The organism is Pseudomonas ogarae (assembly GCF_014268695.2).
In the GTDB taxonomy this organism is placed as follows: domain Bacteria; phylum Pseudomonadota; class Gammaproteobacteria; order Pseudomonadales; family Pseudomonadaceae; genus Aquipseudomonas; species Aquipseudomonas kilonensis.
This window is the reverse complement of sequence record NZ_CP077086.1, coordinates 6,044,581-6,064,116: the sequence shown is the minus strand read 5'-3', so window position 1 is coordinate 6,064,116 and position 19,536 is coordinate 6,044,581. Positions and strand designations below refer to the sequence as shown.

The 19,536-nt window shown below is 59.6% G+C and carries 17 protein-coding genes; 13 read left to right on the top strand and 4 right to left on the bottom strand.

Annotated elements, in window-relative coordinates; genetic code table 11:
- From rplO to bfr, 10 genes are all read left to right on the top strand, one after another.
- Positions 1-438, top strand: a complete 438-nt coding sequence (rplO, locus tag HU749_RS26795) for a 50S ribosomal protein L15 (protein ID WP_003186032.1) — start codon at positions 1-3, stop codon at positions 436-438.
- Complete coding sequence (gene secY, locus HU749_RS26790; RefSeq protein WP_018612224.1) at positions 439-1,767, top strand: preprotein translocase subunit SecY; 1,329 nt, start codon at positions 439-441, stop codon at positions 1,765-1,767.
- Between the two features lie 30 nt (positions 1,768-1,797).
- Positions 1,798-1,914: a 50S ribosomal protein L36 gene (rpmJ, locus tag HU749_RS26785; RefSeq protein ID WP_002555468.1), complete on the top strand. Its 117-nt coding sequence runs from the start codon at positions 1,798-1,800 to the stop codon at positions 1,912-1,914.
- Positions 1,915-2,043: 129 nt separating this feature from the next.
- On the top strand, positions 2,044-2,400 hold the full coding sequence (gene rpsM / locus HU749_RS26780) for a 30S ribosomal protein S13 (protein ID WP_003186020.1): 357 nt from the start codon (positions 2,044-2,046) through the stop codon (positions 2,398-2,400).
- Positions 2,401-2,430: 30 nt separating this feature from the next.
- Positions 2,431-2,820, top strand: coding sequence for a 30S ribosomal protein S11 (gene rpsK / locus HU749_RS26775; protein ID WP_002555466.1), 390 nt, complete (start codon positions 2,431-2,433; stop codon positions 2,818-2,820).
- Positions 2,821-2,838: 18 nt separating this feature from the next.
- On the top strand, positions 2,839-3,459 hold the full coding sequence (gene rpsD, locus HU749_RS26770; protein WP_003176404.1) for a 30S ribosomal protein S4: 621 nt from the start codon (positions 2,839-2,841) through the stop codon (positions 3,457-3,459).
- Between the two features lie 22 nt (positions 3,460-3,481).
- Entirely contained in the window at positions 3,482-4,483 is a 1,002-nt protein-coding gene (locus HU749_RS26765; RefSeq protein WP_003186012.1) for a DNA-directed RNA polymerase subunit alpha, read from the top strand.
- A gap of 42 nt (positions 4,484-4,525) precedes the next feature.
- A complete protein-coding gene (gene rplQ / locus HU749_RS26760; protein ID WP_003186009.1) occupies positions 4,526-4,912 on the top strand; it encodes a 50S ribosomal protein L17 in 387 nt (128 codons plus the stop codon).
- A gap of 222 nt (positions 4,913-5,134) precedes the next feature.
- On the top strand, positions 5,135-6,583 hold the full coding sequence (locus HU749_RS26755) for a catalase (protein ID WP_186652301.1): 1,449 nt from the start codon (positions 5,135-5,137) through the stop codon (positions 6,581-6,583).
- Between the two features lie 158 nt (positions 6,584-6,741).
- Positions 6,742-7,206, top strand: a complete 465-nt coding sequence (bfr, locus tag HU749_RS26750; protein ID WP_014340470.1) for a bacterioferritin — start codon at positions 6,742-6,744, stop codon at positions 7,204-7,206.
- A gap of 94 nt (positions 7,207-7,300) precedes the next feature.
- On the opposite strand, the gene uvrA is transcribed toward bfr, so the two are convergent.
- Complete coding sequence (gene uvrA / locus HU749_RS26745) at positions 7,301-10,135, bottom strand: excinuclease ABC subunit UvrA (protein ID WP_014340469.1); 2,835 nt, start codon at positions 10,133-10,135, stop codon at positions 7,301-7,303.
- A 179-nt stretch (positions 10,136-10,314) separates the two neighbouring features.
- On the opposite strand from uvrA, the gene HU749_RS26740 reads away from it, so the two are divergent.
- Positions 10,315-11,712: an MFS transporter gene (locus HU749_RS26740; protein ID WP_046064835.1), complete on the top strand. Its 1,398-nt coding sequence runs from the start codon at positions 10,315-10,317 to the stop codon at positions 11,710-11,712.
- A gap of 9 nt (positions 11,713-11,721) precedes the next feature.
- On the top strand, positions 11,722-12,243 hold the full coding sequence (locus HU749_RS26735; RefSeq protein ID WP_003206078.1) for a single-stranded DNA-binding protein: 522 nt from the start codon (positions 11,722-11,724) through the stop codon (positions 12,241-12,243).
- A 125-nt stretch (positions 12,244-12,368) separates the two neighbouring features.
- On the opposite strand, the gene HU749_RS26730 is transcribed toward HU749_RS26735, so the two are convergent.
- Positions 12,369-13,223, bottom strand: a complete 855-nt coding sequence (locus tag HU749_RS26730; RefSeq protein WP_079302795.1) for a hypothetical protein — start codon at positions 13,221-13,223, stop codon at positions 12,369-12,371.
- A 169-nt stretch (positions 13,224-13,392) separates the two neighbouring features.
- Positions 13,393-15,318 (bottom strand): MAC/perforin domain-containing protein, encoded by a 1,926-nt coding sequence (locus HU749_RS26725; RefSeq protein WP_079302794.1) that lies wholly within the window; start codon positions 15,316-15,318, stop codon positions 13,393-13,395.
- Between the two features lie 211 nt (positions 15,319-15,529).
- Between HU749_RS26725 and HU749_RS26720 the strand changes: the two genes are divergently transcribed.
- A complete protein-coding gene (locus HU749_RS26720; RefSeq protein WP_186652303.1) occupies positions 15,530-18,829 on the top strand; it encodes an AAA family ATPase in 3,300 nt (1,099 codons plus the stop codon).
- Between the two features lie 81 nt (positions 18,830-18,910).
- Here HU749_RS26720 and HU749_RS26715 read toward each other — a convergent pair whose 3' ends face one another.
- Complete coding sequence (locus tag HU749_RS26715; RefSeq protein WP_003206069.1) at positions 18,911-19,465, bottom strand: cysteine hydrolase family protein; 555 nt, start codon at positions 19,463-19,465, stop codon at positions 18,911-18,913.
- Between the last annotated feature and the right edge of the window lie 71 nt (positions 19,466-19,536).

Here is a 19,536-nt window from a genome sequence, read left to right as displayed (position 1 = left end):
ATGAAACTCAATGATCTGAGTCCAGCGCCGGGTTCCCGTCGTGAAAAGCATCGTCCGGGCCGTGGTATCGGTAGTGGTTTGGGCAAGACCGGTGGCCGTGGCCACAAAGGTCAGACCTCCCGCTCCGGTGGCACCATTGCTCCAGGCTTTGAAGGCGGTCAACAGCCGCTGCATCGTCGTCTGCCGAAGTTCGGTTTCGTTTCCCTGAAAGCCATGGACCGCGCAGAAGTGCGTCTGTCCGAGCTGGCCAAAGTGGATGGCGACATCGTCACCGTGCAGTCCCTGAAGGATGCCAACGTGATCAACCAGAACGTTCAGCGTGTGAAAATCATGCTGTCGGGCGAAGTTGCTCGTGCTGTCACCATCGGAAAGGGAATCGGCGCCACCAAAGGTGCGCGCGCGGCTATCGAAGCAGCTGGCGGCAAGTTCGAGGAATAAATGGCTAAGCAAGGTGCTCTCTCTGCGCTCGGCAAAGGCGGTATGTCTGAACTCTGGGCTCGTCTGCGTTTTCTGTTCCTGGCGATTATCGTCTACCGAATAGGCGCACACATCCCGGTTCCAGGTATCAACCCGGACCGACTCGCGGACCTGTTTCGACAGAATGAGGGGACCATTCTTAGCTTGTTCAACATGTTTTCCGGCGGCGCGCTGGAGCGGATGAGCATCTTTGCACTGGGGATCATGCCGTACATTTCGGCATCGATCATCATGCAATTGATGAGCGCCGTCAGCCCGCAGCTGGAGCAGTTGAAGAAGGAAGGTGAAGCTGGCCGTCGCAAGATTAGCCAGTACACCCGCTACCTCACTGTCGTCCTCGCTCTCGTCCAGGCTGTTGGCATGTCCATCGGTCTGGCGGGGCAGGGCGTAGCGTTCACTGGTGACTTTGGCTTCCATTTCGTTGCGGTAACCACTTTTGTGGCGGGCGCGATGTTCATGATGTGGCTGGGTGAGCAGATTACTGAGCGTGGTGTTGGCAACGGTATCTCGATGTTGATCTTCGCAGGTATCGTCGCCGGTCTTCCGAGAGCGATCGGGCAGTCTTTCGAGTCTGCGCGTCAGGGTGATATCAACATCTTCGCCCTGGTTGCCATCGGTTTGCTGGCAGTAGCGATTATCGGTTTCGTGGTGTTCATTGAGCGTGGCCAGCGTCGTATTGCTGTTCACTACGCCAAGCGTCAGCAGGGCCGCAAGGTGTTTGCTGCGCAGACCAGCCACTTGCCGTTGAAGGTGAACATGGCCGGCGTTATCCCGGCTATTTTCGCGAGCAGCATCTTGCTGTTCCCGGCTTCGTTGGGTGCCTGGTTCGGCCAGTCTGAAGGTATGGGCTGGTTGCAGGACATCTCGCAGTCGATCGCTCCTGGTCAGCCGTTGAATATTCTGCTGTTTAGTGCAGGGATTATTTTCTTCTGCTTCTTCTATACGGCGTTGATGTTCAATCCGAAAGACGTAGCGGAAAACCTGAAGAAGTCCGGTGCCTTTATTCCGGGTATCCGTCCAGGTGAGCAGTCGGCGCGCTACATTGATGGCGTTCTGACTCGTTTGACCTTGTTCGGTGCTCTTTACATGACGGCCGTATGCCTGCTTCCCCAGTTCCTGGTGGTTGCGGCAAACGTACCGTTCTACCTTGGCGGGACCTCGTTGCTGATCGTGGTCGTGGTTGTGATGGACTTCATGTCCCAAGTACAATCGCACCTCGTTTCGCACCAGTACGAATCCCTGATGAAGAAAGCCAACCTGAAGGGCTACGGCAGCGGCATGTTGCGCTGAGTAGCGTCCATAAGGTTCGAGGAGTTGGTGATGAAAGTTCGTGCATCGGTGAAAAAGCTGTGCCGTAACTGCAAGATTATTCGCCGCGAAGGTGTTGTTCGGGTAATTTGCAGCGCGGAACCGCGTCACAAACAGCGCCAAGGCTGAGTGTGATTGTGCTTAAGCCCGGCAGCTAGTGCGCTGCCGGGTTGATTATTTGTTATTACAGCGATATTATCTCGCGCCCTATTTCTTGGCTTCCGGGGCGTAGGTAGCTGTCAATTGGAGTCCCACTGAATGGCCCGTATTGCAGGCGTCAACATTCCAGATAACAAGCATACTGTTATCTCGCTGACCTACATCTATGGTGTTGGTCGCACTACTGCACAGAAAATTTGTGCAGTGACTGGGGTCAACCCAGCGGCAAAGATCAAAGATCTGAGCGACGAGCAGATTGAACAGCTGCGTGGCGAAGTGGCGAAGTTCACCACTGAAGGTGACCTGCGTCGCGAAATCAACATGAAAATCAAGCGCTTGATGGACCTCGGTTGCTATCGCGGTCTGCGTCATCGTCGTGGTCTGCCAGTACGCGGTCAGCGTACCAAGACCAACGCGCGTACCCGTAAAGGTCCGCGTAAGCCGATCCGCAAGTAATCGCCCCAGCGAATCGACAGGAATTTAATCATGGCAAAACCTGCTGCTCGTCCTCGTAAAAAAGTTAAAAAGACAGTGGTTGATGGCATCGCCCACATCCATGCTTCTTTTAACAACACCATCGTGACCATTACCGACCGTCAAGGTAACGCTCTTTCCTGGGCTACCTCCGGTGGTTCGGGTTTCCGCGGTTCCCGCAAGTCCACCCCGTTCGCTGCTCAAGTAGCTGCTGAACGTGCTGGTCAAGCTGCGCTGGAATACGGCCTGAAAAACCTCGACGTCAACGTCAAAGGTCCAGGTCCAGGTCGTGAATCCGCAGTCCGCGCTTTGAACGGCTGTGGCTACAAGATCGCCAGCATCACCGACGTGACGCCAATCCCGCACAACGGGTGCCGTCCGCCGAAGAAGCGCCGCGTGTAATCCAGGAGATTGTAAAGAATGGCTCGTTACATTGGTCCAAAATGCAAACTCGCTCGTCGCGAAGGCACCGATCTTTTTCTGAAGAGCGGCGTGCGCGCGATCGAATCGAAGTGCAACATTGAAGCAGCACCTGGTATCCACGGCCAACGCCGCGGTCGCCAGTCCGACTACGGCACCCAACTGCGTGAAAAGCAGAAGGTCCGTCGTATCTACGGCGTTCTCGAGCGTCAATTCAGCGGCTACTACAAAGAAGCAGCTGGCAAGAAAGGCGCAACCGGCGAAAACCTGTTGCAACTGCTCGAATGCCGTCTGGACAACGTTGTATACCGTATGGGTTTCGGTTCTACTCGTGCCGAATCCCGTCAGCTGGTATCGCACAAGTCGATCAGCGTTAACGGTCAGACCGTAAACGTTCCGTCCTACCAGGTTCGTGCTGGTGACGTGGTTGCTGTTCGCGAGAAAGCAAAGAACCAACTTCGCATTGTCCAAGCTCTCGATCTGTGTGCCCAACGTGGCCGCGTAGAATGGGTAGAAGTAGACACTGAGAAGAAGTCGGGCGTTTTCAAGAACGTTCCTGCTCGCAGTGATCTGTCCGCCGACATCAACGAAAGCCTGATTGTCGAGCTCTACTCCAAGTAAGGGCTAGAAAATAGGTGCATCCATGCAGATTTCGGTAAATGAGTTCCTGACACCCCGCCATATTGATGTGCAGGTTGTCAGTCCAACCCGCGCCAAGATCACACTCGAGCCTCTCGAGCGTGGTTTCGGCCACACCCTGGGCAACGCGCTGCGCCGCATCCTGTTGTCCTCAATGCCCGGCTGTGCAGTAGTCGAGGCCGAGATTGACGGTGTGCTCCACGAGTACAGCGCCATCGAAGGTGTACAGGAAGATGTAATTGAAATCCTGTTGAACCTTAAAGGTCTGGCTATCAAGCTGCACGGTCGTGACGAAGTTACGCTGACCTTGTCGAAGAAGGGTTCGGGGGTGGTTACCGCTGCCGATATTCAGCTGGATCATGATGTCGAGATCGTTAACCCCGATCACGTAATCGCTAACCTGGCGTCTAACGGCGCCCTGAACATGAAGCTCACTGTAGCTCGTGGTCGTGGTTATGAACCGGCAGACTCGCGTCAGAGCGATGAAGACGAAAGCCGCAGCATCGGTCGCTTGCAGCTTGACTCTTCGTTCAGCCCGGTTCGCCGTATCGCATACGTGGTGGAAAACGCCCGTGTCGAACAGCGTACCAACCTGGACAAGCTGGTTATTGATCTGGAAACCAACGGTACCCTGGATCCTGAAGAGGCTATCCGCCGTGCTGCAACCATCCTGCAACAGCAGTTGGCTGCGTTCGTCGACCTCAAGGGTGACAGTGAGCCAGTGGTTGTCGAGCAGGAAGACGAGATCGATCCGATCCTGCTTCGCCCGGTTGACGATCTGGAACTGACTGTACGTTCGGCTAACTGCCTTAAGGCGGAAAACATCTACTACATCGGCGACCTGATTCAGCGTACCGAAGTAGAGCTGTTGAAGACTCCGAACCTTGGCAAGAAATCCTTGACTGAAATCAAGGACGTTCTGGCCTCCCGCGGTCTGTCCCTCGGCATGCGCCTCGACAACTGGCCGCCTGCAAGTCTTAAGAAGGACGACAAGGCGACTGCCTGATCGTCGTAATCACCGAACGTTGTGTTTGGTAAGGAATGAACCATGCGTCATCGTAAAAGTGGTCGTCACCTGAGCCGCACCAGCTCGCACCGCAAGGCCATGTTCCAAAACATGGCGGTGTCGCTGTTCGAGCACGAGCTGATCAAAACTACACTGCCGAAAGCCAAAGAACTGCGTCGCGTTGCTGAGCCGCTGATCACTCTGGCCAAGACAGATAGCCTGGCTAACCGCCGTCTGGCTTTCGACCGTACTCGTTCGAAAGCTATCGTTGGTAAGCTCTTCAACGACCTGGGCAAGCGTTACGCTACCCGTGAGGGTGGCTACCTGCGCATCCTCAAGTGCGGTTTCCGCGCTGGCGACAACGCGCCTATGGCGTACGTCGAGTTGGTTGATCGTGCTACCAGCGGTGAAGCTGTATCCGCTGAGTAAGTCGGCAACATACAAAAAACCGGGCCTTGTGCCCGGTTTTTTGTGCCTGATAGAAAAGCAGACAAACCGTTTCGCCCGGCTTGGCTATCGCAAGTCTTCAACGTTAGATAATGACTATCGATGTCCATGATTTAATGAATTTGGATACTGTCATTAATATGATCAATACTCCTTTCCAGCCGATTAGCCGGCAGTTCGAAGACCGACCTAGGAAGATTGAGCATGAGCCAGACCAAAACGCTTACGACCGCCAGCGGCGCTCCTGTCGCCGATAACCAGAACTCTCGTTCCGCCGGCCCGCGCGGCCCGCTGCTGCTCGACGATTTCCACCTGATCGAGAAGCTTGCTCACTTCAATCGCGAGAACATTCCTGAGCGCCGTGTGCACGCCAAAGGCTCGGGCGCCTACGGTACATTTACCGTCACCCAGGACATTACCCCGTACACCAGCGCCAAGTTGTTCGAGTCGGTCGGCAAGCAGACGCCCACCTTCCTGCGGTTCTCCACCGTGGGTGGCGAGCGTGGTTCGGCTGACACTGAACGCGACCCGCGCGGTTTCGCCCTGAAGTTCTACACCGAGGAAGGTAACTGGGACATCGTAGGCAACAACACGCCGGTATTCTTCATTCGTGATCCGTTGAAGTTTCCAGACTTCATCCACACCCAGAAACGTCTGCCGCAAAGCAACCTGAAAAGCGCCCAGGCGATGTGGGATTTCTGGTCGCATTCGCCTGAGGCGTTGCACCAGGTCACCATTCTGTTCTCTGATCGCGGCATTCCGGATGGCTACCGCCACATGCACGGCTTCGGTAGTCATACCTACAGCCTGATCAACGCGCAGGGTGAGCGCCACTGGGTGAAGTGGCACTACAAGACCCAGCAAGGGATCAAGAACCTCGCGCCGGCAGAGGCAACACGCCTGGCGGGTACCGACCCGGATTACGCCCAGCGTGACTTGTTCAACGCCATCGAGCGCGGTGACTTCCCGAAATGGAGCGTCTGCATCCAGGTCATGAGCGAGGCCCAGGCCGCAGCGCATTACGAGAATCCCTTCGATGTCACCAAGACCTGGTCGCAGAAGGAGTTTCCGCTGATCGAAGTCGGTGTGCTCGAGCTCAACCGTAACCCACTGAACTACTTTGCTGAAGTCGAGCAAGCGGCGTTCGGCCCGAGCAACATGGTGCCAGGTGTTGGGCTCTCGCCGGACCGCATGCTGCAGGGCCGTGTCTTCGCCTACGCTGATGCGCACCGCTATCGTGTGGGCACCAATCACCAGCAATTGCCGGTGAATGCGCCGCGCAGTCCGGTCAATACCTACCAGCGCGACGGTGCCATGGCGTTTGGCAGCAATGGCGGGGCGGCACCGAACTACGAGCCTAACAGCTACGTGGAGGCGCCAAAGCAGGCCCCGCGTTATGCAGAACCAGCACTGGCCCTCAGTGGTGCGGCGGACCGTTACGATCATCGCGAAGACACCGACTACTACAGCCACGCCGGTGCGCTGTTCCGCTTGATGAGCGATGAGCAGAAGGCGCTGTTGATCAGCAACATCGCCGGTGCAATGGGAGGCGTGTCGGCAGATGTGGTTGACCGTCAGTTGCAGCATTTCTTCAAGGCCGATGTTGCCTATGGAGAGGGCATCGCAAAAGCCTTGGGTGTAGCGCTTAACTAAGTCTAAACGAGAAGCAGAACCGCCCTCATTAGGGCGGTTTTTGCGTTATTTAACCTGGTTTTCTCGGATTTTCTTCGCTTTTGTTGCGTTGAGGCAGTGACCTTGCGGTCAGCTTGGTTCAAACTACAACCTTTAAAAGCTTGTGGAGATGTAGGGCGATGCAAGGTCACCCAGACGTAATCGATTACCTCAACACGTTGCTGACAGGCGAACTGGCAGCCCGTGATCAATATTTCATCCATTCGCGGATGTACGAGGATTGGGGTTTTACCGAGCTCTACGAACGTATCAACCACGAGATGGAAGAAGAGACCCAACACGCCGATGCACTGATGCGCCGGATCCTGATGCTCGAAGGCACGCCACGCATGCGCGCCGATGATCTCGACGTCGGTACCACAGTGCCCGACATGCTCGCTGCCGACCTGCGCCTGGAATACAAAGTCCGCGCTGCGCTGTGCAAAGGCATCGAGCTCTGCGAGCAGCACAACGACTATGTGACCCGCGAGATCTTGCGGATCCAGCTCAACGACACCGAAGAAGACCATACCTACTGGCTGGAGAAGCAGTTGGGTCTGATCAAGCTGATCGGGTTGGAAAACTACCTGCAATCACAGTTCTGATGTATTTATTGTGGGAGCAAGCTCGCTCCCACAGGAAAACAAAAAGCCCCTGCCATCGATGAGATGACAGGGGCTTTTTCGTGCTCGGTTGAAATCAGTCCCGATCACGTTCCAGCAGCGGCTTGAGGTAGTAGCCGGTGTAGGACTGCTTCATCTCGGCCACTTGTTCCGGCGTACCCACGGCGATGATCTGGCCGCCTTTGGAGCCGCCTTCCGGCCCCAGATCCACCAGCCAGTCAGCGGTCTTGATCACGTCCAGGTTGTGTTCGATCACCACTACGGTGTTGCCGTGGTCGCGAAGGCGGTGCAGCACGTCGAGCAATTGCTGGATATCGGCGAAGTGCAGGCCTGTGGTCGGCTCGTCGAGGATATACAGGGTCTTGCCGGTGTCGCGCTTGGACAGTTCGCGGGACAACTTGACCCGCTGGGCTTCACCGCCAGATAGCGTGGTTGCCGACTGCCCCAGCTTGATATACGACAGGCCGACATCCATCAGCGTCTGGAGCTTGCGCGCCAGGGCCGGCACCGCGTCGAAGAACACCCGGGCCTCCTCGATGGTCATCTCGAGGGTTTCGTGGATGTTCTTGCCCTTGTACTTGATCTCCAGGGTTTCGCGGTTGTAGCGCTTGCTCTTGCACACATCGCACGGCACGTAGATGTCTGGCAGGAAGTGCATTTCCACCTTGATCAAGCCATCGCCCTGGCAGGCCTCGCAGCGCCCACCCTTGACGTTGAACGAGAAACGCCCCGGGCCGTAGCCCCGTGAACGGGACTCCGGCACGCCGGCGAACAGTTCGCGGATCGGCGTAAACAGCCCGGTATAGGTCGCCGGGTTGGAGCGCGGGGTACGGCCGATGGGGCTTTGGTCGATGTCGACGACTTTATCCAGGTGCTCCAGGCCCTTGATGCTGTCGTGGGCGGCCGCTTCCAGGGTGGTGGCGCCGTTCAGGGCCGTGGCGCTGAGGGGGAACAGGGTGTTGTTGATCAGCGTCGATTTGCCGGAGCCGGACACGCCGGTAACGCAGGTCAGCAGGCCGATCGGGATTTCCAGGTCGACGTTGCGCAAGTTGTTGCCGCGAGCACCCTTGAGGGTCAGCGACAACTTCTTGTTGCGCGGCGTACGTTTGGCTGGGACCTTGATCTTGACCCGGCCCGACAGGTATTTGCCCGTCAACGAGTCAGGGTGCGCCATGACTTCGGCGGCGGTGCCCTGGGCGACGATGTGCCCGCCATGCACGCCCGCGCCCGGGCCGATGTCGACGACGTAGTCGGCCAGGCGGATGGCATCCTCGTCGTGCTCGACCACGATCACCGTGTTGCCGATGTCCCGCAGGTGCTTCAGGGTCCCGAGCAAGCGGTCGTTATCCCGTTGATGCAGGCCGATGGACGGCTCGTCGAGGATGTACATCACCCCCACCAGGCCGGCGCCGATCTGGCTGGCGAGGCGGATACGCTGGGCTTCGCCGCCGGACAGGGTGTCGGCGCTGCGATCGAGGGTCAGGTAATCCAGGCCGACGTTTACCAGGAACTGCAGGCGCTCGCGAATTTCCTTGAGGATCTTGTCGGCGATTTCGCCACGACGACCGGTGAGCTTCAAGCCGCCGAAATACTCGGTGGCGTCACCAATCGGCAGGTTGGTCACCGCCGGTAGCGTCTTCTCGCCGACCCACACATGCCGCGCTTCGCGACGCAGGCGGGTGCCACGGCAATCGGGGCAGGGCTGGGTGCTGAGGAACTTGGCCAGTTCTTCGCGCACGCTGGCCGACTCTGTCTCGCGGTAGCGTCGCTCCAGGTTCGGCACGATGCCTTCGAACGGGTGGGAGCGCTTGACGATATCGCCGCGGTCGTTGAGGTACTTGAAGTCGACATTCTGCGAGCCACTGCCCTGCAGGATGAACTTCTGCTGGTCAGCGGGTAACTCGTTGAACGGCATGTCCAGACTGAACTTGTAATGGGCTGCCAGCGAACCGAGCATCTGGAAGTAATAGACATTGCGCCTGTCCCAGCCGCGAATCGCGCCTTCGGCCAGGGTCAGCTCGCCATTGACCAGCCGCTTGGTGTCGAAGAACTGCTTGACCCCCAGGCCGTCGCAGGTCGGGCAGGCGCCAGCCGGGTTGTTGAAGGAGAACAGCTTGGGTTCCAGCTCGCTGATGGCGTGGCCGCAGATCGGGCAGGCGAAGCGCGCGGAGAAAATGATCTCTTCGCCGGGCTCGTCGTCCATCGGCGCGACCAGGGCGATGCCGTCGGCCAGCTTCAGCGCCGTCTCGAAAGACTCGGCCAGCCGCTGTTGCAAGTCGGCCCGGACCTTGAAGCGGTCGACCACCACATCGATCGAATGCTTCTTCTGTTTATCCAGCTTCGGCAATTCGTCCAGTTCGCACAGCTTGCCGTTGACCCGGGCCCGCACGAAGCCCTGGGCGCGCAGTTCTTCGAAAACCATCAGGTGTTCGCCCTTGCGCTCGCGAATCACTGGCGCCAGCAGCATCAGCTTGCTGCCTTCCGGCTGGGCCAGCACCAGGTCGACCATCTGGCTGACGGTCTGGGCTTCCAGGGGAATGTCGTGATCGGGGCAACGGGGAATACCGACCCGCGCATACAGCAAGCGCAGGTAGTCGTAGATCTCGGTGATGGTGCCGACCGTCGACCGGGGGTTATGGGAGGTCGACTTCTGTTCGATGGAAATCGCCGGCGACAGGCCTTCGATGGTGTCGACGTCGGGTTTTTCCATCATCGACAGGAACTGCCGGGCGTAGGCCGACAGCGATTCGACATAGCGTCGCTGGCCTTCGGCGTACAACGTGTCGAAGGCCAGGGATGATTTGCCGGATCCGGACAGGCCGGTGATGACGATCAGCTTGTCCCGTGGCAGGGTCAGGTCGATGTTCTTCAGGTTGTGGGTACGGGCCCCACGAATCAGGATCTTGTCCAAAGTGGCCTCGCTCGGCGGGCGTCGAAAACGTAGGAGTATACGGGCAAATACTGGATGGATGCACACTATTGAAGGTGCGGTTGCAGCCATACATGAAGACTGCGCGGCAAACGGTCGCCATATACCCTCTCAATCGATGGGACTGGTAGAATCGCCGCCGGTTCACATGAGGTTTTTACATGCAAGATCCCCACAGCGAACGCATGAGTAGTGGCGAGACACGCGCAGCAAGCGGTCTGGCCCTGGTGTTCGCCTTCCGTATGCTGGGCATGTTCATGGTGTTGCCGGTGCTGGCGACCTATGGCATGGACCTGGCGGGCGCGACCCCGGCCCTCATCGGGTTGGCGATTGGCGCTTATGGCCTGACCCAGGCGATCTTCCAGATCCCGTTCGGGGTCATTTCCGACCGCATCGGCCGGCGCCCCGTCATCTACCTGGGATTGATCGTCTTCGCCCTCGGCAGCGTGCTGGCGGCCAATGCCGACTCGATCTGGGGCGTGATCGCCGGACGCATCCTACAAGGCGCCGGGGCTATTTCCGCGGCGGTCATGGCGCTGCTGTCAGACTTGACCCGCGAACAGCATCGGACCAAAGCCATGGCCATGATCGGCATGACCATCGGTCTGTCATTCGCAGTCGCCATGGTGGTAGGCCCCTTGCTGACCCGTGCCTTTGGCTTGTCGGGCCTGTTCCTGGCGACCGGCGCCATGGCGTTGGTGGGGATCCTGATCGTGGCGTTCATGGTGCCGCGCGCCACCGGGCCGCTGCAGCACCGGGAATCCGGGGTGGCGCGCCAGGCACTGATCCCGACGCTCAAGCACCCGGACCTGTTGCGCCTGGACCTGGGCATTTTCGTGCTCCACGCCATGCTGATGTCCAGCTTCGTGGCCCTGCCGCTGGCGCTGGTTCAGAAGGCTGGCCTGCCCAAGGAACAGCACTGGTGGGTTTACCTTACCGCGTTGCTGATTTCGTTCTTCGCCATGATCCCATTCATTATCTATGGCGAAAAACGACGCAAAATGAAACGAGTTTTGCTCGGCGCCGTCGTGACGCTAATGCTCACTGAGCTATTCTTCTGGCAGTTCGGCGATAGCTTGCGAGCCCTGGTGATCGGCACGGTGGTGTTCTTCACCGCGTTCAATCTGCTGGAAGCATCGCTGCCATCGCTGATCAGCAAGGTTTCACCGGCGGGCGGCAAGGGCACGGCGATGGGGGTCTACTCCACCAGCCAGTTCCTGGGCTCGGCGTTGGGTGGGATCCTCGGCGGCTGGCTGTTCCAGCACGGCGGTTTGTCGGTTGTGTTCCTGGGATGTGCCGCGCTGGCTGCACTTTGGTTAGCCTTTGCTGTTACCATGCGCGAACCTCCCTATGTGACGAGCCTGCGCTTGCCCTTATCGCCCGAGGCGATTCGTGAGGCTGGCCTGACCGAGCGTCTGAAGGCCGTCGTTGGAGTAACCGATGCAGTGGTGGTCGCCGACGAAGCGGCCGTTTACATCAAACTGGACACCGAATTATTGGATCGTGCGACGCTCGAGCGCCTGGTGAACAACCCGGCCCCGACTACGTGCGAAGCCTAGGAGAACGTTATGGCCCGTGGGGTTAACAAAGTCATATTGGTCGGTACTTGCGGCCAGGATCCCGAAGTTCGCTACTTGCCGAACGGCAACGCCGTGACCAACCTGAGTCTGGCGACCAGCGAACAGTGGACCGACAAGCAGACCGGCCAGAAGGTCGAGAAGACCGAATGGCACCGCGTGTCGATGTTCGGCAAGGTGGCTGAGATCGCCGGCGAATACCTGCGCAAGGGTTCGCAGGTGTACATCGAGGGCAAGCTGCAGACTCGCGAGTGGGAAAAGGACGGTATCAAGCGTTACACCACCGAAATCGTGGTCGACATGCAAGGCACCATGCAATTGCTGGGTGGCCGTCCACAAGGCGACCAGCAGCAAGGTGGCAACAACTACCAGCAGTCGGCTCCGGCCCCGCGTCAGCAGGCGCCTCGTCCGCAGTCCGCTCCACAGCCACAACGCGAACGCCCGGCCCCACAACAGGCCGCGCCGCAACCGGCTCCGGATTTCGACAGCTTTGATGACGATATTCCGTTCTGATCCTGCCTGAACTCATAACGCAGGTAGTTCCTGAAAAGCCCCAAGTGCTCTGCTCTTGGGGCTTTTTGTTGGGCGCTGGGTACACCGGGCAATCGCGGTCATGTTCACCTGCCGTGCCGTCACTTTCACGGTCGGTAATTTGCCGGTAACTCATGCCGTGTCGGCGTCTTCTCTTCGTGATAGTGCGGTTTACCCTGGGGGGAGTTCATCAAGGTCGAATTGGCCAGGATCGTCTCCGTCAGCAAACAGTCCTCGCCTTCCCCGAACCAGCAGGCCAGCGCCGAGTTTCGGTTGCCGTGCATGTCCACGACGGCCGGCCAGTTTTCGATGCCGTGGGCGTCACTTGGGGCAATGTCGGGGTAATGCTTGGGCGGCAGGACCAGTGCATCACCGGGCCGCAGCCACAGGTCAGCCAGATGGATTTCCCTGGCCGCAGGACGCCAGCGGGCGACGCTGATCACCAGCGGCAAGCGTCCGTAGCGGGAAAAGAACGCGTGGGGGAAGTTGTGGTATTCGAGGTCGGTCGGGTTGTAGGTCAGCAGCTCGCGCTGGCGCGCCGGGCCCAGGTAGGGCGATTGGTGGCCGGCCCATTTACCGTAGGTGTATTGGCCCAGGATCAGTTGGTCGTACTCGAAACGCAGGCATTCGCCGTTGCCGAGCAGGGTCATGCCGAAGGCTTGCGCCGTTTCCCTGGTTGCCCAGATGGGGGCGTAGTGCACTTCGCTGGCGTGGAAGTCGAACGTCTTGATCCAGTAGGAGCCGGTGTTCGTTGGAACCTCACGGTCCCTCCAACTGATGCCGGAGTAGCGAGTGCCCAAGGACAGGGATGGATTCTCGGGGCTGAGCGGGATCAGGTTGCCGCGCACCTGGACACTCGGCTGCGCCAACCCATGGTCGTTGAACAGATAGGGAAAGCGGCGGGGATCGAGGGCTGTTTCCACGCCGTCGCCGATAAAGGGAACACTGTTGAAGACTTGCATCGTATGGGGACCACGCACGCAAGAGGGCTAGAGGGAATGGCAGTCAATCAAGCCACAAAACCTGTGGGAGCGAGCTTGCTCGCGATAGCGGTGGGTCAGCTTGCATCAATGTTGAATGTGCCGCCGCCATCGCGAGCAAGCTCGCTCCCACAGGGGTAATTATCGGGTATCAACTATACGGACGATGCTGCTCGCGCAACCAATCCATGCCGTGAGGTTGGCGCCAAGCCCGGACGGCGGCGCGCTTTTCAACCTGGGTCAGGCACAAGGCGTCCATCCAGTAGTAGACCATCAACAGGTGAAACACCTCATCGCCGCGCCGGTCCCAAATGACGTCGTCCTGCTGGCGACCCGGTTCGATGGGCTTGAGCCGGCAGTCGCCCTGGTCATGCATGCCCTGCAGGCAGGTTCCGGTCTCGTAGTTGATCAGCAGTACCGGGTGGTTGATTTCCGGGTAGGGTTTTTCCAGCTCGGGCATGTACCAGAATTGTCCAGGGTTGTGCCGGTCCGGCGTCTGCATGGCGATACGGGTCCGGTTTTGCGGATCGACCGCCAGGGCCGGTTTGGCGTCGGTATTGTTGCGCACGATGTACAGCGCGGTGCGAGGGTCTTCTTCGGTCGTTGCGGTTTTTACCAACTTGACCTTGCCGAACGAGTCGTGGGAAAGCCGAGCCTTGACCTTCACCGTTGGGTTGAGGTCCTTGCCTGCCTGGCCAAAACCGGCAATGAGGCCATCGACACCGGGCACCTCGAAGTCATTTCCCGCCAGCACATAGGTCAGGCCGGACAACGGGTTGGGTTGCATGTGCTTGGTCAGCGTTTCCCAGCGTTTGAGCGACACTTCGCTGGCGCCGTTGGCCAGCAGGGCCTCGCGCATGGCGTACCCCGGGTAGTAGCGTGAGTCGCGCGGCCAGCGTTCAGTGGCCATCAGCAGTTTCTGCCCGCTTTTCTGTCTCAGCAGCAGGGCCAGCCCATCCCAGAACTGTTCAAATTCCGTGGTCGATGCATTCGCGGCGGGGGGGTAGTGGAAGCTCTCGCTGGTTTCCTTGCTTTTGTTGTCGACGAACACCATTCGCAAGGCCGGGCCGGTTGCCGCGGTCTTGGGTGTGGTTTGCCGCCCGGAGCGACCGAGGACCACCACCGACTCCTGCCAATTGGCTTCGATTTCCGCCTTGTAGCTGGTGTACCACTGGTAGGCCTGCTCCAGTGCCGTACGGGTCTCGCCTTCCTTGACGAAACGATAGACCGGCGAGATTTTCAACTCCACGACCGTAGGGTCGTCCGACAGCGATTCACGCCATTTGCCGAACTCCGCGTTGCAGTTGCTGGGGTCCACTGCATTGAACGCGATAGCGTGCGTACCGCCCTGGGTGGTCAGGTTGGCGTTGCGGTGGGCGATGTTTTTCTTGACCGTTTCCGAGATCGAGGTGGTCGCGCTACCGCTGACAAAGGCGCCGTATTCGGCCTTGACCATCGCATCGAGGGTGTTGGTCTGGCTGAGGAAGCTCTTGAGCGCGGTCATCGCATAATTCAGCGAGCCGCCGACGGTCACTTCGCTGACGATATCGGCGCCAAAATCGACGAGAAAGTTGAAAAACGCCGTCGGATTGCCCGGATCGAACGCCTTGGGCAGGTCATCGACACGCTTCTTGAACGCTTCAGTCGCATTGGCGGGATTGACTTCGAAGGTCAGTTTCCATAACCGCACCGTGTGACTGTAGAGCGCGGCTTCGCGTTCTTCGAGCGTCTTGATGTCACTGCCAAAGGTGACTTTGAAACCGGCGGAAAAGGCGCCGTATTTACCGGAGGCTTCGACACTCGTCTGGGTATGTCTTTCGAACTCGTCGCGGGAGGAAAACGTTTCGGTTGAGAAATTTTCGGTGGCCACGACGGTGGACATGGTGACGTTTTTTCCTACGTTGTAGGCTGTTTTCCGGTACGGCACGGCACGTTTGCCCGACTCGGTATCACCGACCTTCTGACACTCCTTGCTGTCGCCGGCCCAATCGAGCCGGTTCAGTCCACGCCCCAGCAGTTGCGAACCACCGATATCGCGCAAGTCGTCGCCTGCGGTGCCCTTCAGTCCATCGTTCATCGCCTTTCTCCCATCGCTCAGGTTGTATCAACTGGGTGCCAATTGATGGGAGTGAGTATCGAGAGGGCCGTGATAACCGGACAGTCCAGAGCAGTGTCAGTCCGGTATCAGTTTGGTATCAGGCCAAATGCCATCTTTTCATTAACCCGGAGAGAGGCGCTGGAGTACACTCGATCGGCTGCCGTTGTCCCAGGGTAGAAGGGTTATCGACATGGACTCCCGACACAATACCTTTGCTGCCCTGCCCAAGCGTGATACCTCGATATCCGACGGTCGTGTCCTGCTGGACGCGGTGTCGTTGAAAGGGCTGCGCAAACAGCATGGCCTGAGTCAGGAAACCCTGGCCGAAGCCTGCCTGAACCGGCATTTGTGCGTCTCGATCGCCTCCATCAAGCGCGCCGAAACCGGCAAGCCGGTGCTTTATCGCACCGCTCGGCACCTGGCGACGGCCTTCGGGGTCGATGTGAGTGCGCTGCTGGGCGATCCCGCCTCGGCGGCTTTGGTGCACATCCAACAGACGCTGACCGAACTGCACCAGGTGGCCTTTGCGCAACAGGCGCAGAAACAGGTCGATGACAGCGTCATTCGCTACGTACTTGAACTGTCCTTTCGGATCGATGGGTCGCCAGGGGCGACGTTCATGGATGAAGTCGAGCGCCTGGTGCGTCAGTTCGGTGGCGTTCCACTGGGGATGACGCAGGATGTGGTGATCACCCAATTCGGCTCTCCGCAGGCGTATCGCAGCGATAGCGAACGGGGCCTGCTTTGCGCGTTGGCGCTGAGCCGCGAGCAATTCGTCACGCCAGGGCATGCCTTGGTGCTGCGGCTTGTGCGCCTGAGTGCCGAAGCGGTAGATCCCCATGCTGAGCCTGCTTTGCTCGCGCAAAAGCCGTTGCTGGATCGTCATGGGAATGCGCCGGTGTATGTTGCGCAGAACCTGCTGGAACAACTCGCTGCCCGGTTTGAGTTTTCCGCCTCCGACGATGAGTTCCAGGCCTATCGCAAATGCCTGCGCCCGCGCAGCCTCGACGAAAACGCACCGCGTCCATTGGTGGGGCGAGCCATCGAGCTATTGCAGTTCAAGGCAGTGATCGAGGCCACCCAGGAATGCCAGGACGGGCACATCGTCTATGTGCGCGGTATGGCGGGCATTGGCAAGACCCGATTAGTCAGCGAATTTTTCGAAATGGCTCGGCAGCGAGGCTTCGCCTGCCATCGCGGCGATGTGCTGGATTTCGGCATGGGCAACAGTCTGTGGCCCCTGGGGCAATTGGTGGCCAGCCTGCTCAACCTCGGTGGGGCGTCGCCCATCAGCGCGTCGTTGTTGGACGCGGCCTTGTCCCGCCTGAAAGTGGCCGCCGAACATCGCATGTTCCTGCAAGTGCTGACCGGCGTGTCGTCTGCCGAGCCGCCCCTCCTGTATGGCGCGATGGGCAACCAGGCCCGTACCCAGGGGCTGTTCCAGGCTTTGCTCGATGTGTTGCTGCGCGTTGCGGTGCAACAGCCTTTGTTGATCTGCCTCGAAGACCTGCACTGGGGCGACACCACGCTGTTTACGCTGTTGGGCAAGCTGCTCGATGCCACTGACGAAGCGCCGGTGGTCTGGCTGCTGACGTCCCGTCCCGAAGATGACCCGCTGGGCGGCGAAATCCGTTCGTATTCCTCCAGCCCCATGAGCCTGCTCGACATCGCGCCGATCCGGGCGCGGGAGGCCACGGTCCTGGCGGAGCAATTCATCGATGTTGATCCGCGCTACCGGGCTGAATGTGTTGCCCGCGCCCAGGGCAATCCGCTGTACCTGACGCAACTGCTGTCGAGCCAGCAAGGTGTTTTCCCCGACAGTCTGCGGCATCTGGTCCAGACCCGCTTTGACAAGCTGGCCCCCGAGCAACGTCGAGCCCTGCATTACGCCGCGGTGCTGGGTAATCGTTTCGAGCTGACGCTGTGGCGCCAAGCGCTGGGGCTGCCCGGTTATCTGCCGACGGCGGACATGCGCCAGGGGCTGCTGCGGGAAGTCGAGCCTGGCAGCTATCTGTTTGTCCATGACTTGGTCATGCATTGTCTCTACGACGCGATACCTACGTTGCTTCGCGAGCAGTTGCACGGTGAGGTGGCGAGTCTCTACCGCGACCGCGACCGGGTGGTCTATGCCCAGCATTTGCTGCGGGCCAACGATCCGGCGGCGTTCGACGCGTTGTTGGTCGCCATGGCCGAAAAACGCCTGGCCTGCCAGTACGACAGTATCCTTGCGCTGGCGCGGCAGTGCGCGGTGTTTGCCGAGCGTACGCAGGGCAGTTTTCCTTTCGCATTGTTGTGTGGTCAGGCGTGCTCGGGCCTGGGCCAGACCGTGGAGGCTCGGGCGCATTTGCAGCGGGCCTTGGCTTTGGCCGAGCAGCCACAGGATCAGATCGAGGCCGCGCTGGGGCTGGCAGCAGTCCTCAATACCCTCGATTGCCTGGACGAGGAGGAGCGCCTGATCGAGGGCGTGCTGCCCATCGCCCGGGCCATGCAGGCCCATACGGCGCTGGCCCGGTTGAATCACTTGCACGGGAACATCTATTTTCCACGGGGCGATTACGCCGAGTGTCGCCGGCTCCATGAAGAGGCCTTGTCCTTTGCCCGCATCGGTCGGGATCTGGAAACCGAGGCCAAGGCCCTGAGTGGCATTGGCGACTCTTATTACGCACAAGGGCGCATGCAGACCGCCTACGAGGTGTTCGATCAATGCGTACGCCTGTGCGAGCGCAATGGGCTGGCGCACGTGGAGGCGGGCAATCGCAGCGCCCGAGGGTCGGCGCAACTGTACCTGGGCCAGCCGGAGCAAGCCTTGCGTGACGCCATGGAAGCCATCGAATGCAGCGCCCGGCTGGGCAATCATCGAGCACAGGTTTTCTCGCGGCTCACGGCGGCCTGGGTGTTGGTGGCGGGTGGCCAGGATGCCTTGGCGGAGCAAGAACTGACCTGTGCCCTGGCCTTGGCGCGCAATCTCGGCGCCAGCCGTTTCGAAGCGATCCTGCTGGAAGGGTTGGCGCGGGTGGCGTTGCGCCAGGGCGAGCGCGGGCTGGCGCAGAGCTTGATCATGGAGGCGGCGAGCCTGGTGGAGCGCTTCGAGCTGCAGCGCTACATCGGGCCGTGGGTCTACGGCAGCCTGGCGATGATCAGCGACGATGGGCCGCTCAGCCAGCAGGCCTTGGCGAAGGGCGAAGCCCAGCTCACCCTGGCCTGCCTGGCCCACAACGCTTTGCGCTTTCGCGTGGCCGCCGCTGAAACCTGCCTGTTGGCGGGCAATACCGAACAGGCGATCTGGCATGGACAACAGATGGCAGCATTGCCCGAGTCGGCGTCGTGCGCCTGGATCACCCATCATGTGCGGTTGATCGACGTGGCGGGGCAGTGGCTGCGCAGCGCCGACCAAGCCAGCGGCGAGAAGCTCAAAGGGATGGTGCGCGAAGCACCGCAGATGGGATTCGTGGCGACGATGCCGAGGTTGCTGCAAGTACTGGATGCGTGATCGCTTCCGGCACACCTTTGCGGCTTGAGATAAAACCGCACTTCGCCGACGAAGCGCGGTTTTTTTAGAGGTGTCGTGTAGTTAGCGATTGGCCGCCAGAAATTGCTCGGTACTCACCACACTCGCGTAGGCAAACCCCAGCGCGGCCATGAACGCCGCATGCACCTGGGCAGCCGGGACGACGACGCCGTTGAATTCCAGGTCGAGGGTGGCGCAGGCATCATGGATCACCGTGACGCCGTAGCCCAGGTCCGCCGCCGCCCGCACCACACCGTCGACGCACATGTGGCTCATGCTGCCGACCACCACCAGTTGTTCGATGCCGTGCTGGTCGAGAATGGCTTGCAGTTCGGTTTCGCGAAACGAATTGACGAAGTGCTTGAGCACTACCGGTTCATCGGCGCGGTTGAGCACCTTGGGGTGCAATTGGGCGCCTTCGGAGCCTGGGGTGAAGAAGGGCGCGTCGTCGGAGGTGAATTCGTGGCGGATGTGCACCACGCTGTCGCCGGCCTGGCGAAAGGCTTCGATCAAGCGTGCGGCGTTATCGGCGGCGGCTTGGGCACCGACCAACGGCCATTTGCCCTGGGGGAAGTAGTCGTTCTGGATATCGACTACGATGAGCGCTTGCTTGGACATGGGGCTTCCTTGATCAGGTGGGGTAGGGCGCCAGTATTGGTGTTTACCGCCGGTTCGAGGATTGGCCGCAA

Coding starts and splice junctions, on each gene's coding strand:
- rplO (WP_003186032.1), top strand. CDS start 1: ATGAAACTCAATGATCTGAGTCCAGCGCCGGGTTCCCGTCGTGAAAAG.
- secY (WP_018612224.1), top strand. CDS start 439: ATGGCTAAGCAAGGTGCTCTCTCTGCGCTCGGCAAAGGCGGTATGTCT.
- rpmJ (WP_002555468.1), top strand. CDS start 1,798: ATGAAAGTTCGTGCATCGGTGAAAAAGCTGTGCCGTAACTGCAAGATT.
- rpsM (WP_003186020.1), top strand. CDS start 2,044: ATGGCCCGTATTGCAGGCGTCAACATTCCAGATAACAAGCATACTGTT.
- rpsK (WP_002555466.1), top strand. CDS start 2,431: ATGGCAAAACCTGCTGCTCGTCCTCGTAAAAAAGTTAAAAAGACAGTG.
- rpsD (WP_003176404.1), top strand. CDS start 2,839: ATGGCTCGTTACATTGGTCCAAAATGCAAACTCGCTCGTCGCGAAGGC.
- HU749_RS26765 (WP_003186012.1), top strand. CDS start 3,482: ATGCAGATTTCGGTAAATGAGTTCCTGACACCCCGCCATATTGATGTG.
- rplQ (WP_003186009.1), top strand. CDS start 4,526: ATGCGTCATCGTAAAAGTGGTCGTCACCTGAGCCGCACCAGCTCGCAC.
- HU749_RS26755 (WP_186652301.1), top strand. CDS start 5,135: ATGAGCCAGACCAAAACGCTTACGACCGCCAGCGGCGCTCCTGTCGCC.
- bfr (WP_014340470.1), top strand. CDS start 6,742: ATGCAAGGTCACCCAGACGTAATCGATTACCTCAACACGTTGCTGACA.
- HU749_RS26740 (WP_046064835.1), top strand. CDS start 10,315: ATGCAAGATCCCCACAGCGAACGCATGAGTAGTGGCGAGACACGCGCA.
- HU749_RS26735 (WP_003206078.1), top strand. CDS start 11,722: ATGGCCCGTGGGGTTAACAAAGTCATATTGGTCGGTACTTGCGGCCAG.
- HU749_RS26730 (WP_079302795.1), bottom strand. CDS start 13,223: ATGCAAGTCTTCAACAGTGTTCCCTTTATCGGCGACGGCGTGGAAACA.
- HU749_RS26725 (WP_079302794.1), bottom strand. CDS start 15,318: ATGAACGATGGACTGAAGGGCACCGCAGGCGACGACTTGCGCGATATC.
- HU749_RS26720 (WP_186652303.1), top strand. CDS start 15,530: ATGGACTCCCGACACAATACCTTTGCTGCCCTGCCCAAGCGTGATACC.
- HU749_RS26715 (WP_003206069.1), bottom strand. CDS start 19,465: ATGTCCAAGCAAGCGCTCATCGTAGTCGATATCCAGAACGACTACTTC.